The organism is Pseudoalteromonas lipolytica, from assembly GCF_003515105.1.
Taxonomy (GTDB): domain Bacteria; phylum Pseudomonadota; class Gammaproteobacteria; order Enterobacterales; family Alteromonadaceae; genus Pseudoalteromonas; species Pseudoalteromonas lipolytica.
On sequence record NZ_CP032090.1, the window covers coordinates 316,640 to 331,674 of the forward strand.

Consider the following 15,035-nt stretch of genomic DNA (forward strand, 5'->3'; position numbering starts at 1 on the left):
AATGGGGAAATTTAAGCTAAGTGCATTAATGCTGGCAATGGTTGCAGCAAACAGTGCTATGGCAGCGAATGAAGCAGAACGCACATCTGCAAAGGAACTTGATCCTGAGCTTGAAGTAATCGAAGTGCGCGGCTTTAGTCGCAGCTTAATTCAATCATTAAACCAAAAACGTTTTAGTGACACCGTATCAGAGCAGTTATCTGCTGATGACTTAGGTGCACTTCCCGATGTATCTATGGCAGATGCATTAACACGACTACCGGGTATTTCGGCGGTACGAACAGGTGGCCAAGCTGCTGAAATTAATATTCGAGGTTTATCTGGTGGATTCGTGTTTTCGACTCTCAATGGTCGAGAACAAGTATCGACCAGTGGTAGCCGTAGTATTGAGTTCGATCAGTATCCGTCTGAGTTAATTAGTTCGGCAGCTGTGTATAAGTCACCCAAAGCATCATTAATCGAAGGGGGCGTTGCCGGTACTGTTGAGTTACAAACAGCCAGCCCACTGGATAATGACCAGCAACACAAATTTACCGCTAATGTGCGCGGTATGTATAACGATCGTGCTTCAGAGGTTTTTGATGCCACTGAATATGGCGACCGTATTAGCTTTTCTTATCAGGGTAAGTTCTTTGATGATACCCTCGGTGTCGCGCTAGGTTATGCTCGCTTATTCCAACCTAGTGTTGCCACCCAGTTTATCGGTCTAGCATATAACGGTAATAAAGATGTTGACGGACTTGCAAATGACATCGATGGCCCTGCAGATAACCCCGCTAATGAATATATCAGTGAAGGTTTCGAGCTTCAGCATTTAGGTGGTGAAGAAACGCGTAATGGTTATTTAACATCGATTGAATGGGCACCAACCGATAACTTTAAACTGAAAGGTGATGCGTTTTTATCTCGTTTTGATAGCGAATCATTTGCCCGTGGTTTTCGGGTTAAATTTGGTGGCCCGTCAGCTGTCTATGCGAACCCCTTACTTGACGGCAATGCGGTAATCGGTGGGGCAATCAACCGCACATCAAATAGCTTTACCCGTGTTGAAATAGTCAATGATGATAATCAAGATTTTGATGAAGTTGATAGCTATGGAATTAACGCCGATTGGCAAGTAACCGAGCGCTTGAATGTCAATGCTGATGTGTCGTTATCACGCGCGAAGAGTAATTTCCGCAATGGCTTACTTTGGGCACTGGTAGCGGAAGACGCTACAGTTGATAATCCGGTATTTGATACCAATGTGTCACTAAATTATCAATTAAACGGTCTTGATTTACCTGATATTGGTTTTAATCAAGCTGATGCATTCAGCGATATTGATCGCGTTATGCTTAGTAAATACGGCATTTACCCGTATGAAAATGAAGATGAAGTCAAAGCGTTCCGACTCGATTTTAAATATGAGTTAGAGAATAACTGGTTTAGCTCAATTGAATTTGGTGCGCGTTACTCAGACCGTGAGTACAGCAATAATCGGTCAGTATTTGAGTACGGTAACGATGGCGCATTCTCAGCCACTCAACCTCCACTTCGTTTGACTGATGACATGACCACCGTGGTTGATTGGCAGGGTGAGTTTAGTTATTTCCCATCATACTTAGCGATAGATTTGGATAAAGCACTAAACGCGTGGTTCCCTAATGGCATCCCACAACCTGTTCAAACTTGGGGTAACGCTGAGGGGGTTGTTGATTTAGATGGTGATGGTGAGCCTGATACACAAGGTTATACCACTAACTACTCATGGACCATGCTACAAAGTGGTTCAGTGTATGAAGAAGTGGTATCAGCGTATCTCATGCTCAATATTGATACCGAAATTGGCAAACTGCCTGTCACAGGTAACATTGGTATTCGTCGTGTTGATACGGACCAATCAGCGACAGTGCTTGAAAACGTTGGGAGTGATCCACAACTCGGTGCGCAATACATTGTCGATGATAACGGCATTGTTAACGACCTTTATGCACCAAACATATTAGGCATTAAATACACAGACTACCTACCTTCATTAAACCTTAACTTTAAAATCAGTGATGCAACGCAAATTCGTTTTGCTGCAGCAAAAGTGATGGCACGTGCTCCGATTAACCGTTTAGCGGGTGACGCCAGTGCATCGGTTAATAATGATGGCGAAATTAATGGTTCAAGTACGAATAACCCATTCTTAAAACCTTTTTATGCGAATCAATACGATATTTCTTATGAGCAATACTTTGAAGATACGGATGGTGCCTTAGTCGTGGCGGCGTTCTATAAGAATATTGATTCATTCATAGATACGATAGCTATTGAAAACTTTGATTTTAAAGGGAATGGCTTCAACGTCCCTGAGTACATTGTTGACCCTGTAAGCGGTGAGCAAATAGAAACCACTAATGGAGTGTACACAACTGCGGTTAACAATGCTAAAGGGGGGTATATTCGCGGGATTGAGCTTGCTTATACACAAGTTTTCTCTTTCTTGCCATCACCGTTTGAAGGGCTAGGGATTAATGCCAGTTATTCGTATACCGAGAGTGAAGTGCAATCAATCACCGATTTAGGTGGTGATTCTGTTTCGCAAGACTTACCGGGTCTCTCAAACAACGTCTTTAACGGGACACTTTTTTACAGCTATGAAAACTTTGAAACACGCTTAAATGTGCGCTATCGCGATGATTTTGTCTCTGAGCAAGTTGCTGTCAATGAGCAAGTGGTGAACTTTGATGCGGAAACCGTTATCGATTTCCAAACATCGTATCAGTTCACAGATTCATTTGGCATGTTATTACAAGTGAATAACCTGACTGATGAGCCTACACAAAGCTACTTCGGTACAACCAGTAAAACAGGGACCACGCAATTCTTTGGTCGCCAATTTTACTTAGGTTTTACCTATAACCATTGATCAGTAAGCTGGAGATAATAATATGAAAATAATAGCTGATTTTAACCGCTTACTCATTACCTGTAGCATAGCGTTGCTAGCTGCATGTGGTGGTGGAGCTAGTAATGATATTGATTCAGGGCAAGTTTTATTGACCTGTAGCGTACCGCAGATCCCCAATGCAGCGGGTACTGAATGTGTTGAACCACCCCCGATTAATTGTCCGGCCCCAACTGTGCCTGATGAAAATAATGAGAGCTGTGTAGTAGGGGCTGATCCAACACTGCCTGATCCTGTGGTTTTTCCAGCGGATGACGAAGCCATTTTGTTCTATAACCGTACCAGTGATGATGCTTATGAAGGGTATCGTTTGCACACGTGGAATAATGATGTGTGTGATGCATATGCAGCACCGTTTGATGCGACGGATTGGGCAAATGGTCATGAGTACGATGGTATCGATCCGAACTATGGCGCGTACTGGATTGTAAAACTCAAAGACGGCTACAACGAGTGTGCCAACTTCATTGTACATATTGGTACTGAAGGTTCAGGCAAAGCGTTTGGTGATGTCGATTTAAAAATGCCATTGATGCAAGACGATGAAAAGTTCCAACGTATGAACTTTACCATTCATGGTGAACCATCAGTATTTGAATACCCAATTGTTAGCTTAGGTGAGCGTCCGGTGAGTATTTCTGGTGCGTCTGCGCATTGGATTGATCTTTCAACGGTGATTTATAAACCAAGCAATGAGCTTACGAGTATTATTAAATTGCACGCTTCAAGCAGTGCAGATTTAGCTGTCGATGAAGATACTGGTGAGTTAAATGGTCAAGTGGTTGAACTAACATCGACGTCTTTGAACGATGAGCAAGTAGCTAAAGTGCCACACCTTGCTGCATGGAATGCTTACCAAGGTAGCTGGGATGCAGCCGCTGCAAAAGAGCTGATTAAACACCAGTTGGTTGTGGCAGGCTATGATGCTGATGGCAAGCTAATTGAAGCAACTTATGTGCAAACCGCTAAAGCTCTCGATGACTTGTACACCAGCGGTGAAAGTGATGCCAATGAAGCACAACTAGGTGTGCATTACGCCAATAATGGCATTGATATCTCGGTATGGGCGCCTACTGCAAGCAATATGAAATTAGCGCTTTACGATGCTAATAAAACTGAGCTTGAACAACTTGCTATGACCTTTGATAGCACAACGGGTATTTGGTCTAGTAATGTCGATATCAGTCACGATCGCCATTACTACCGTTTTATGTTTGATGTTTATCATCCTACTACCAAGCAAATTGAACGCTTATGGAGCACAGATCCTTACTCTTTAAATGTTTCAACTAATGGTTTATACAGCCAACTAATTAATCTTGATGATGACGATACTAAACCGAGTGGCTGGGATGATCGTGTTGTACCAACCATTGATTACCCCGAACAAGCGGTGATTTACGAAGGCCATGTACGTGACTTTAGTGTTCGCGATGAAACGGTAAGTGAAGCAAACCGTGGTAAGTATCTTGCGTTTACTGAGCTTGATAGTGCGCCAATGCGCCATCTTAAAAAGCTAGCTGATAATGGCTTAACACATTTCCACTTACTGCCACTGACAGATATTGGCACTATTGACGAAGATGCGAGCCAACGTGTAGATATTACAGCAACGTTAGGTGATTTATGTACACGCATTAACGATGATGCCGATGCATGTAAAACCGAAGATAAGAGCGCATTGATTATTGACCTAATGGCTTCATACCTACCGGGGTCTGATGATGCACAAGCACTTGCCAATGCAATGCGTGGTGTTGATAGTTTTAACTGGGGTTATGATCCGCATCACTTTATTGCCCCAGAAGGCTCTTACGCTTCATCGCCTGAAGGTATAGCACGAGTTAAAGAAACGCGTGCGATGATTCAGTCTTTACAAGAAATTGGTTTACGTGTCGTGCTTGATGTTGTTTATAACCACACCACGTCATCAGGTGTCTGGGATAAATCAGTCTTCGATAAACTGGTACCAGGTTATTACCACAGATATAACGAAATATCCGGTGATATCGAACGCTCAACTTGTTGTGAAAATACAGCAACAGAACATGTCATGATGGATAAGTTTGTTGCTGACTCTATGGTGATTCTAGCTCGTGATTTTGGTTACGATAGCTTCCGCTTTGATGTGATGGGGCATATGCCAAAAGCGTCAATTATGACGGCTCTTAGTGCAGTGCAAGCGGTTGACCCTGATACCTATTTCTACGGTGAAGGTTGGAACTTTGAGGAAGTCGCTGATAATCGATTGTTTGTGCAAGCTAAGCAAATAGATATGGCTGGCACAGAAGTCGGTACCTTTAATGACCGAATTCGTGAAGCAATTCGTGGTGGTGCTTTCTTTAGTAATAGTGCGACAGATGGCAACTTAGCCGATCAAGATACGCTTCGCTTATCGCTTGCCGGTAACTTACAAAACTACATTCTTAAAGACTTTAAAGGCAATTCAGCAAAAGGCAGTAGCTTTAGTTGGAATACGCAGCCTGCAGCCTATGCACTGGACCCTGCTGATAGTATTAACTATGTCTCTAAGCATGATAACGAAACATTGTGGGATCAGCTGCAATATAAACACGGCAATAACCTTAATATTGAAGAGCGTGTGCGTATTCACAATATGGCTCTAGCGATGCCATTAATGAGCCAAGGTATTCCATTTATGCAAATGGGTGCGGATATGTTGCGTTCTAAATCAATGGATCGTAATAGCTATGATTCTGGCGATTGGTTCAATTTTGTTGATTTCAGTAAAGAAACTAATAACTGGAATGTCGGTTTACCACCGGCACAAGATAACCAAGCTAAATGGGGCGAAATCGCACCAATTTCAGCAAATACCAATGCGCAAGCGATGGCAAGCGACATTGAATATGCAAGTAATGTATTTACTGAGTTCTTATCAATTCGCAGTAGCAGCCCGCTATTTAGCCTAACCACGGAACAAGACATTTTAGACCGCGTAGGTTTCCATAATATTGGAAAACGTCAACAGCAAGGTTTAGTGGTTATGAGCATTGATGATGGCGTTGGTTTGACGGACCTTGATAGCCAGTATGATGCGATTGTAGTGATTATGAATGGAACCGAGCAAAGCTTATCGCATACGGTATCTACTGCCTACGGTTTTGAGTTACATCCTGTTTTAAAAGCGAGTGTTGATTCAAGTATGTCAGCAGCAAGCTTTATGACAGGTGAGGGAGAGGGGACTTTTACAGTTCCTGCTTACACGATTGCTGTGTTTGTGAAACCACAAGGTGTTACGCAAGGTGAAGGTCTAAGTGCTAATGCTACTGCGGGTGCACCAGATATCGTGCCATTCGGTAGTACAACCGTTTATGTTCGTGGCTCATTAAACGATTGGGGTACGGCAAACGGCTTTGACTATGTAGGTAATGGCGAATATAAAATTGCCATCCCACTTACAGCAGGTAGCTATGAGTTTAAAGTGGCATCTGAAGATTGGTCTACGGTTGATTTTGGTGCGCTTTCTGCAGATGTTGCTGAAGTGATTGAAGGTGAAGACGAGCCACTTGCACGCAGTGGGGCCAATATGACCTTTACTGCAGCAATGGACGCTATCTATGTGTTCTCATTTGATGCAACCGACATCGAGAACCCAGTGCTTAAAGTGTATAACGAGGAGCCATTTGTGGGTACTTCAATCTATGTACGTGGTAATTTAAATGATTGGAGTACCAGTGACGAATTGATGTATCAAGGTAAAGGCGTTTACACCTTCACTAAGCAATTAATAGCTGGCAGCTATGAGTTCAAAGTAGCCTCTGAAGATTGGAAAACGGTGGATTATGGTTCAGGTGAAAGCAGTGCGGTTGTTACCGTAGGAACTGAGAAACTGCTTGCAGTGAAAGGTACAAACATGACTATCGACATTGCAAGGGATGGCCAATATCAGTTTGTATTTGATGCTAGCAACCTTGAAGAGCCACTCATGACCGTGTTTAACGCAGAAATGTTTGGTGAAACCCCTGTCTATCTGCGTGGAAGTATGAACAATTGGGATCCAGTTAACCTATTAACCTATGCAGGCGATGCTACATATAGTACGACAATAGCACTCGACGTTGACGACTATGAATTCAAAGTTGCGTCTAGTGACTGGAACACAGTGAATTTAGGTGGTAGTGGTGAATCGCCACTCGCTGTTCTTGGCGAAGCGGCCTCGTTAGAAGCTGTCGGCGCCAATATCTCATTGAGTATTACACAGGCGGGTAACTATCGTTTTACAGTGCAAGGACCTGATCTGAATAAACTAACAGTAATGGTTGAAGCTGTGGAATAGCTTTCCCAGCAGTACCCTTAAGCCGGGCTTTGCTCGGCTTTTTTTATTTTTATTGAAGCAGAGCTGAAGATTGTTTATGGTCATAAATCACCTATAAAGGAGCCTGTGATGTCAGAGACAAGTATATTGAGCGCCCGCTTTAATCCTAAAGTAAAACAGTATTGGTTATTACTGGGTATGTTTACCTGTGTGATTAGTATGATAGGTATTCCTTTTATCCCTATTGTTGCTCTTATTATTTGGCTGGTGGCAGGGCGTATTCTAGCTGCTATGTCGGCACAGCTATTAACGCGAAAACTGGTCGTTAAACGGGGTGTGTTCTTCAAAGAAGAAAAATCAATACCGCTTGAAAAAATCACTGATGTGGCATTAAGCCAAGGGCCTTTAATGCGCCAGTTTGGTTTGTACCGACTCAGCTTCGAAACGGCTGGGCAATCTGGTCAGGGGGCTTTGGTGTCTTTACTCGGCGTGATTGATGCTGCTGAATTTCGTGAAGCCATCCTAAAGCAAAAGGATGAAATAAGCCAAACAAGCGCTAAGGCTGAGCCACAATCTGAGGATAGCCAGTTAGCGCTTTTGCGTTCACTGACCTATAGCGTAAAAAACATTGAGCAAATGTTAGTTACGCTATTAGATGAAAAGCGTTAAACAGATTGCAACGTTGTGCTGCCAGCTTTTAGCGTAAAGGCTTTTTTGCGATCATTGAGCATGGTGTAACTGGCCGTTTTAATACTGCTTACAAATTGCCATTCTGCATGCGCTTGCTGTTCGGTGAAAGTGACTGTTAAATAACCGCGTTCAACTAGGTTATTATAGGCCAAGTCATTAACCAGTAATGCGATCACTTGTTCCATCTGTGCAACTGTTTCGGCTGATTGGCTGTTGAGTGCCAAATAGTTTTCAAGGCCAGGTGATGATACAGAAGACGTTGCAAACTCAACGCCGGCAGTGAGTGACGCTGCAAACGGATTACTCGCATCGGTAACGAGTTGGCCTGCCCATGCATTGTGAGTGTCGCCAGCGAGGACCACGAGGTTCTTCTCTGCAGTGATTGCCGTGCCAAGTATCACTTCTCTCTCGTAAGCATAACCATCCCATGCATCTAGGTTATAAGGTGCTGTTGTTTCTACCCGTGCTCGTTCTTGTGCTGTCACACTTGGATCCCCCGCTAAAATGTGTCCTTTAATTTGCGCAAGTTCGCTGAATAATACATTGGCTTTTGCAAGTAACTCACTGGGATCATTGCCTCCGGCTTGTGCTATTTGAATTGACATTAATAGTTGCAGTATTTCAAAAGGTAAGTGCATTTTAGTCATTAATACTTGCTGACCCAGTACTTGCCATTGTGTTGTTGCCGTACTTAACCCGTCGGTAAGCCAAGTGAGTTGCTCGTTTCCTAATAGGGCTCTCGATGGTGAACTGATTGCAGCGGCAAAATCGCTTTGTCCTTGTGCACTTGTTAAATCAAAGTCGGCATAGTTTAGTTGTTCATCACGGGCTAAAACACGCGTATCGAGCATGTGCAATGACACTAAATTACCAAATTCAAAACGGCGATAAATTCGTTCTTTATCGGCGACATTGCGTATTGGCATCCATTCAAAATAGGCTTGTAAGGCGTGCAGCTTACGTTCGGTAAAATCGCCTTCTCCTTCGTTATGGTTTTCAGCACCATTTTTCCACGTGTCGTTGGTAATTTCGTGGTCGTCCCACACCGTTATAAATGCGCAATTACCGTGTGCGGCTTGTAAGTCTTTATCTGTACGGTAATGGGCATAGCGTTTGCGGTAATCAGTAAGCGAAATAATTTCTTCACTGTTATCATCGGGCAGTAAGCGTCCAAGTAAGGCTGCATCCTCTGTGGCATAGCCGTTATTACCGTATTCGTAAATGTAATCACCCAAATGCAGTACCGCATCTAAATCGGTTTGCTTAGCTATTTCACCATACACATGGAAAAAGCCTGCGGGGTAGTTGGCACATGACACAACTGCAAATTTTACTTGCTCAATGGTGCCCGTAGGGAGTGTTTTACCTTTCCCAATAGGTGATGTTTTGCCATTACTTATAAAGCGGAAATAATAGGTGGTGTTTGCAGTTAATCCTTGTAGATCAACTTTTAAGGTGAAATCAGTTGCCGCTGTTACGTCGGTCTCGCCATCGTGGCTAATCGTGTCAAAATTAGCATCGGTAGATGCTTGCCACTTGACTTTAATACTGGAGGTTGCGGTATCAAGAGGCGTAACGCGGGTCCAAATTATAAGGCTATCGGCCAGTGGGTCACCACTTGCAACGCCATGGTCAAAACTGACATGGGTGCTGACATCTTCATCGTCGTCTAAAGTGCAGCCCGTTAAGCCTAAAGATAAAACGGCGACCCCAAATCCGGCCGCCGATGCTTTTAAAAAATGTCTTCGTGTAAATGTCATTGCTCTGTACCTGTTAATAGAAAAGTAAGAGCTTATCCGACCAGTGTTACTGTTCTGTGAAGCTAAAAAACGTGGCAGATTTGTTCAGCATTACACGTAATTACTGTGACATTCTCGTAACCTACGCGGGTTAGTGCTTCAGCACTGAGTGTGGCCCGAGCGCTACTTGCACAGTGCAAATAGATTGGTCGAGCAGGGTCTTTTTCAATTTCCATTAGTTTCATTTCAAGCACACCGCGCGGGATATTAATCGCACCTGTTGCGGCTTTTGTGGCATGTTCGGCGGGCTCACGTACATCAATTAATAAACCATGATTTTCGCTTAATTCTTGTTTTGCTTGCTCTGCACTAATGCGGCGCTGATTAGGGGCAACAATTTTCATTAGGTCAGGAATTGGGGTTAGCATACTAATCCTCCATGCCAAGTTTGCGTAATAGGGTGATCATAGGACACCACTTAGTGAATGCCGATTGAATTAAGTTTAGAGCAATAAATACCGTAAACCAAATCCACATAGGATTGTGAAACTGTTGGAGCAACAATGAAATACAGATCATTACACCAGCAATAAGGCGGAGCGCGTCATTTAGTTTCATAATTAAACCTCAATAACAAAGGGTGATGTAATTAATATATTAGAAAAAACTACATTAGTAAATTCTAATATTAGACTTTTCTAATATATCTATCTATACTTTACGGGTATTTAAGAATATAGAGTGGTGTGATTATGAACATCGATTTTGCGGCAATGGCCGACAATGTTGAACAAGCAGAGCAAATATTAAAGATCTTAGCGAATAAAAATCGCTTGATGATTCTATGCTCATTGCAAGAGGGAGAACTGAGTGTCAGTGAGCTTAATGAAGCGGTTCCTCTGGCACAGTCTGCTTTGTCTCAGCATTTAGCTGCACTCAGAAAAGCTGAAATTGTGGCGACTCGTCGTGAAAGCCAAACAATTTACTATCGTGTCGTTGATAAAAGTGTGATGGCTATTTTAGAAACACTTCATGGTTTATTTTGTAAAGGTAGTTAAGGGATGAATGCTATCGATAATGCCGTAAAAAATAGCTTAAGTGGGCGAATTCCAGTCATTATTTTTATAATGGCGATACTGCTTGGTCTCATGGCGCTAAAGCAAACACCACGCGAAGAGGAACCACAAATAGTGGTGCCCATGCTCGATATTTATGTTGCTGCCCCGAATGTTGAAGCCCCAGAAGTCGCTCGGTTAGTGACAGAACCATTAGAAAAGCTATTAGCGCAATTAACCGGTGTTGAACACATCTACTCGACGACACACAGTAATAATGCCGTGGTTACATTGCGCTTTGAAGTGGGCCATGATCGCGAAAAAGCGATACTCGATACGTATGCCAAGCTTTACAGTTACCAGCACACTATGGCGTCAGTGATTACATCGTGGCAAATTCGCCCCGTTGAGGTGAATGATGTGCCAATTGTGATGCTTGGGTTGTTCAGCAAAGACCCAAAACTCTATGATGACTATCAGTTAACGCGTTTTGCGAATGAAATTGCCACAAGCTTACAGCGCATTGAAAATACCAGCGAAGTCAAAGTGATAGTAGGTCGAACTCGGCAGCTCACTATCGACCTTGATGCCAGCGCATTAGCGGCACACCAAACCACTTTAAACGACGTATATTATGCCCTCAAGGTGTCTAACCAGCTGGTTAATGTTGGCAGTGTTGTAGATGGTAAACAGCACATTGCTTTGCAAGTGGGGGATGTATTACGTACTCAGTCGGCAATTGAACACCTCGTTGTTAACGTAGTAAATGGTAAAAGTGTATATTTGAATGATGTGGCGACTGTCGCCGATGGCCCCAGCGAAGCACAAAGTTATCAATGGCTTGCTCAATCAGATACTGAGCAGCAACTGCCATTAGTGACGATTAGTGTTGCCAAGCAAGCAGGCACAAATGCGGTGGCTGTTGCGAATCAAGTGCATGATGTGATGAATCAGCTATCGGTGACATTATTGCCTGATGAAGTTGGCTACACGGTACTGCGTGACTATGGCCGAACTGCCAATGAAAAAGTGAATAACCTCACTTCTAGTTTGGTGTTTGCGGTATTTACAGTGGTTATTTTTGTTGGTGTGTTTTTAGGCTGGCGACCCGCTATTGTGGTCGGTCTTGCGGTGCCTATTTGCTACGGTATTACTTTAACGCTCGATTTCGCATTTGGGTATACCATTAACCGAGTAACCCTGTTTGCACTGATTTTATCTCTGGGCTTACTTGTTGATGATCCTATTACAGGAATCGACAATATCAGTCGTTTTATCACTAAAAAAGGTGATAAAAAACAAAATATTGTTGATGCCATGAGTGAAATTAGAGTGGCTCTATTTATGTCGACTCTAACCATTATGGTGGCATTCATTCCGCTTGCGTTTATTACTGGCATGATGGGCCCTTACATGGCACCTATGGCATTCAATGTGCCTGTTAGTGTAATGGTTTCAACTATGGTGGCGTTTTTTGTGACGCCATGGCTGGCCATGAAATTACTCAAAGCCCCCGTTGATGACAACATGCAATTAGAGGCCAACCCTCATAGTTTATATGAGCGTATTTTGTCGCCATTACTTGAATCTAAAGGCCGTGCAAAACTAGTACTATGGACCACCTTAGGGTTGTTTATCGCCAGTGCCATGCTGCCAGTAATGCGCGCTGTCCCATTAAAGTTGCTACCGTTTGATAATAAAAACGAACTCCAAGTCTTAATCGATATGCCAGAAGGCACCAGTCTTGAGCAAACAGCCGCTTTTACCCGAAAAGTGCAATCGGTCACTTGGCAATTAAATGAAGTGAGCGAAGCGGCAGCGTATGTTGGCCAGCCATCAAGCATGGACTTTAATGGTATGGTCCGTGGGTATTACCGAAGAGAAGCCGCAAACCTTGCTGAGCTTAGAGTATTACTAGTTGATAAAACCGAGCGTGACCATCAATCTCATGGTGTGGTTATGCGCTTACGTGCTGCATTAGCCCCTCTGGCAACCGAGGGTATTGTGCTAAAAGTGGTTGAAGTACCGCCTGGGCCTCCTGTCCTAAGCACCTTGGTGGCCGAAGTATACAGTGATCCATTTGTTGATACACACACGCACCATCAGGCTGCAGCTGCTGTTGCAAATAGACTTAAACAAGAACCGCATGTAGTCGAAGTTGATACCAGTATGGCTGCTAATGCGCCATTACAACGCTTCATAACGGATAAAACCAAAGCGTCGTTATCGGCTGTTTCAACCCAAGATATCGCACACGCTTTAGCGATTGCCTCGCACGGTGAAAATGTCGGTGTGCTGTATGTTAGTGGAGAAACTAACCCTGTCGCTATTAAATTGCAGCTACCATACCAAGATCGTAACCAATTTGCTCAGTTACTCGCATTGCAAGTTCGTGGCGACAGAGAGCTTGCAAAAACCAGCGATGAGTTTGGGCTGCAAAGTGCGCCACGTCCGCTGGTGGCATTATCTGAGTTAGGGGCATTTAAATATCACGATGTTGCAAAACCGATTATGCGTAAAGATCAGCGAAATGTGGTTTACGTCATGGCTGAACTCAATGGCCGGACACCCGCTGAGGTAATTGCCGATGTTAATGCAGATTTAGCGGTTAGCAGTAATGCGTTCAAGCAAAGTGATTGGCAAAGCAGGCATTTTTTTAGTAACGGTGGCACCGCGTCATGGCAATTACCTGCGGGGACAGAGGTCACTTTCAGTGGTGAAGGTGAATGGCGCATAACGATTGATGTATTCCGTGACATGGGGATTGCGTTTGCGTTTGCATTAACGGCCATTTTTATCATTCTGCGTATTCAAACACACTCTGCCAGTTTGTCACTGATTATTATGTCGGCTATTCCCTTGACGGTCATTGGTATCATGCCGGGTTTTTGGTTATTGAATCAATTTGGTGAGCGCAGTATTGCTGGCGCCCCTGAGCCTGTGCTGTTCACTGCAACGGCCATGATAGGCATGATTGCGCTTGCGGGGATAGTTGTGCGTAACTCACTTATTTTAGTTGAGTTTATTAATCAAGCGCGCGGGCAAGGTATGGCTATTAAAGAAGCACTTATTGCAGCGGGTACTGTGCGTATGCGGCCTGTTTTACTGACCGCAGGCACCACTTTATTAGGTAACTTGGTAATCACTTTAGACCCTGTGTTCAGTGGCCTAGCGATTGCGATTATTTTTGGTATTGTGGCATCAACACTGTTCTCATTGTTTGTTGTGCCACTGGTTTATTATTTAGTGTTTGCAAAGGATGCAGCCAAAGAGGAACACGCTCATGCAGGGTAAATCGAAACTTATTGGTTCAATTATCGCGTTAATGGTCATTATTGTTGCGGTACTTTACATGGCTGGCAGCTTTTCTGATAAACAAGCCCCAGGCATAAAAAATCCCGCGGCGAGTGAGTACACAGGTCAGTTACTAACCGTGACATTGGCTGATATTGCACGTGATGAAATTGTGCCAGGGACCGTTATTGCTAAGCAAAATACCCAAATATCATCGCGCGTTATGGCGCAAGTTGAGCGTTTAAATGTGCGTGCTGGTGACACTGTGCGCCAAGGTGATGTATTAATTACCTTGCAACAAGACGATTTTAAAGCACAGCTTGCTCAAAGTGACGCACAAATTAATGCTATTAATGCCTCGCTTACCCAAGCTGAAAAGCAGCTGAAGCGAGTTAATGACCTTTTCAAACAAGGTTTAGTGTCAGTCAGTGATTATGATGATGCGAAAGCAAGGTTTGATAATTTAAGCGCAAATCTAGCCATTGCTAAGCAGCAGCAAACTCAAGCGCAAGTGGCATTGAGTTTTACAAAAATTAAAGCGCCTATTTCAGGCGTGGTCGTAGAGCGATTTGCTGAACCGGGTGATACCGCTACTCCGGGCAAACCGTTACTTGCGATTTATAACCCACAACAATTGCAATTGGCGTTTAATGTCAGGGAGCAGCAAGCTATTAAGTTGGCTGTTGGGCAAACATTAACAGTAACGCTTCCAGCATTATCGACATCTATGAGCGCAACGGTAACCGAAATTGTTCCCGTAGCTGATAGCGCAGCGCGCAGTATGGAAATCCGCTTAGAAACGCAGGCTCAAATAGGGTTAATGCCGGGATTGTATGCGCAATTACGTTTACCATTGGTCACTGCCAAAGGCGTATTGATTGACCCAAGCTGGGTGCATCAATATGGTCAATTAAGTATGGTGTATGTGAAAAAAGGCGGTCATATTGTGCGTCGCTACGTACGCTTAGGCGAAATGGTGGGTAATAAGCAGCACATCGTTGCAGGCTTAAACCCTGGTGATGTGCTGGCTGTCGATTATTAAT

General features: G+C 43.7%; 9 protein-coding genes. 6 read left to right on the top strand and 3 right to left on the bottom strand.

Features of this window, described 5'->3' with window-relative positions:
* Nucleotide 1: 1 nt before the first annotated feature.
* The 3 genes from D0907_RS01475 (at nucleotide 2) to D0907_RS01485 (ending at nucleotide 7,883) form a co-directional block, all read left to right on the top strand.
* Nucleotides 2-2,896 carry a TonB-dependent receptor gene (locus D0907_RS01475; RefSeq protein WP_118843929.1) on the top strand — a complete coding sequence of 965 codons (2,895 nt, stop codon included), beginning with the start codon at nucleotides 2-4 and terminating at the stop codon, nucleotides 2,894-2,896.
* A gap of 22 nt (nucleotides 2,897-2,918) precedes the next feature.
* Nucleotides 2,919-7,235, top strand: coding sequence for an alpha-1,6-glucosidase domain-containing protein (locus D0907_RS01480; RefSeq protein WP_118843930.1), 4,317 nt, complete (start codon nucleotides 2,919-2,921; stop codon nucleotides 7,233-7,235).
* A 108-nt stretch (nucleotides 7,236-7,343) separates the two neighbouring features.
* Nucleotides 7,344-7,883 (top strand): PH domain-containing protein, encoded by a 540-nt coding sequence (locus D0907_RS01485; protein ID WP_036974075.1) that lies wholly within the window; start codon nucleotides 7,344-7,346, stop codon nucleotides 7,881-7,883.
* Here D0907_RS01485 and D0907_RS01490 read toward each other — a convergent pair.
* The 3 genes from D0907_RS01490 to D0907_RS01500 form a co-directional block, all read right to left on the bottom strand.
* The gene (locus D0907_RS01490) at nucleotides 7,880-9,664 is read right to left on the bottom strand and encodes an alkaline phosphatase D family protein (RefSeq protein ID WP_118843931.1); all 1,785 of its coding nucleotides are present in this window, start codon (nucleotides 9,662-9,664) and stop codon (nucleotides 7,880-7,882) included. The two genes, D0907_RS01485 and D0907_RS01490, sit on opposite strands and share 4 nt — an antisense overlap.
* Before the next feature lie 62 nt (nucleotides 9,665-9,726).
* Nucleotides 9,727-10,071, bottom strand: coding sequence for a rhodanese-like domain-containing protein (locus tag D0907_RS01495; RefSeq protein ID WP_036974070.1), 345 nt, complete (start codon nucleotides 10,069-10,071; stop codon nucleotides 9,727-9,729).
* Between the two features lies 1 nt (nucleotide 10,072).
* Entirely contained in the window at nucleotides 10,073-10,261 is a 189-nt protein-coding gene (locus tag D0907_RS01500) for a YgaP family membrane protein (protein WP_036974067.1), read from the bottom strand.
* Nucleotides 10,262-10,395: 134 nt separating this feature from the next.
* On the opposite strand from D0907_RS01500, the gene D0907_RS01505 reads away from it, so the two are divergent.
* From D0907_RS01505 to D0907_RS01515, 3 genes are read left to right on the top strand one after another with little or no spacing between them, the layout of a single operon-like run.
* Nucleotides 10,396-10,701, top strand: coding sequence for an ArsR/SmtB family transcription factor (locus D0907_RS01505; protein ID WP_036974065.1), 306 nt, complete (start codon nucleotides 10,396-10,398; stop codon nucleotides 10,699-10,701).
* A gap of 3 nt (nucleotides 10,702-10,704) precedes the next feature.
* Nucleotides 10,705-13,992 (top strand): efflux RND transporter permease subunit, encoded by a 3,288-nt coding sequence (locus D0907_RS01510; RefSeq protein ID WP_118843932.1) that lies wholly within the window; start codon nucleotides 10,705-10,707, stop codon nucleotides 13,990-13,992.
* Nucleotides 13,982-15,034, top strand: a complete 1,053-nt coding sequence (locus D0907_RS01515; RefSeq protein WP_118843933.1) for an efflux RND transporter periplasmic adaptor subunit — start codon at nucleotides 13,982-13,984, stop codon at nucleotides 15,032-15,034. The genes D0907_RS01510 and D0907_RS01515 overlap by 11 nt, the downstream gene beginning before the upstream one ends.
* Nucleotide 15,035 lies beyond the last annotated feature (1 nt).

What these genes read in the sequence shown, in the direction of transcription:
- D0907_RS01475 (WP_118843929.1), top strand. Translation starts at nt 2, where the DNA reads ATGGGGAAATTTAAGCTAAGTGCATTAATGCTGGCAATGGTTGCAGCA.
- D0907_RS01480 (WP_118843930.1), top strand. Translation starts at nt 2,919, where the DNA reads ATGAAAATAATAGCTGATTTTAACCGCTTACTCATTACCTGTAGCATA.
- D0907_RS01485 (WP_036974075.1), top strand. Translation starts at nt 7,344, where the DNA reads ATGTCAGAGACAAGTATATTGAGCGCCCGCTTTAATCCTAAAGTAAAA.
- D0907_RS01490 (WP_118843931.1), bottom strand. Translation starts at nt 9,664, where the DNA reads ATGACATTTACACGAAGACATTTTTTAAAAGCATCGGCGGCCGGATTT.
- D0907_RS01495 (WP_036974070.1), bottom strand. Translation starts at nt 10,071, where the DNA reads ATGCTAACCCCAATTCCTGACCTAATGAAAATTGTTGCCCCTAATCAG.
- D0907_RS01500 (WP_036974067.1), bottom strand. Translation starts at nt 10,261, where the DNA reads ATGAAACTAAATGACGCGCTCCGCCTTATTGCTGGTGTAATGATCTGT.
- D0907_RS01505 (WP_036974065.1), top strand. Translation starts at nt 10,396, where the DNA reads ATGAACATCGATTTTGCGGCAATGGCCGACAATGTTGAACAAGCAGAG.
- D0907_RS01510 (WP_118843932.1), top strand. Translation starts at nt 10,705, where the DNA reads ATGAATGCTATCGATAATGCCGTAAAAAATAGCTTAAGTGGGCGAATT.
- D0907_RS01515 (WP_118843933.1), top strand. Translation starts at nt 13,982, where the DNA reads ATGCAGGGTAAATCGAAACTTATTGGTTCAATTATCGCGTTAATGGTC.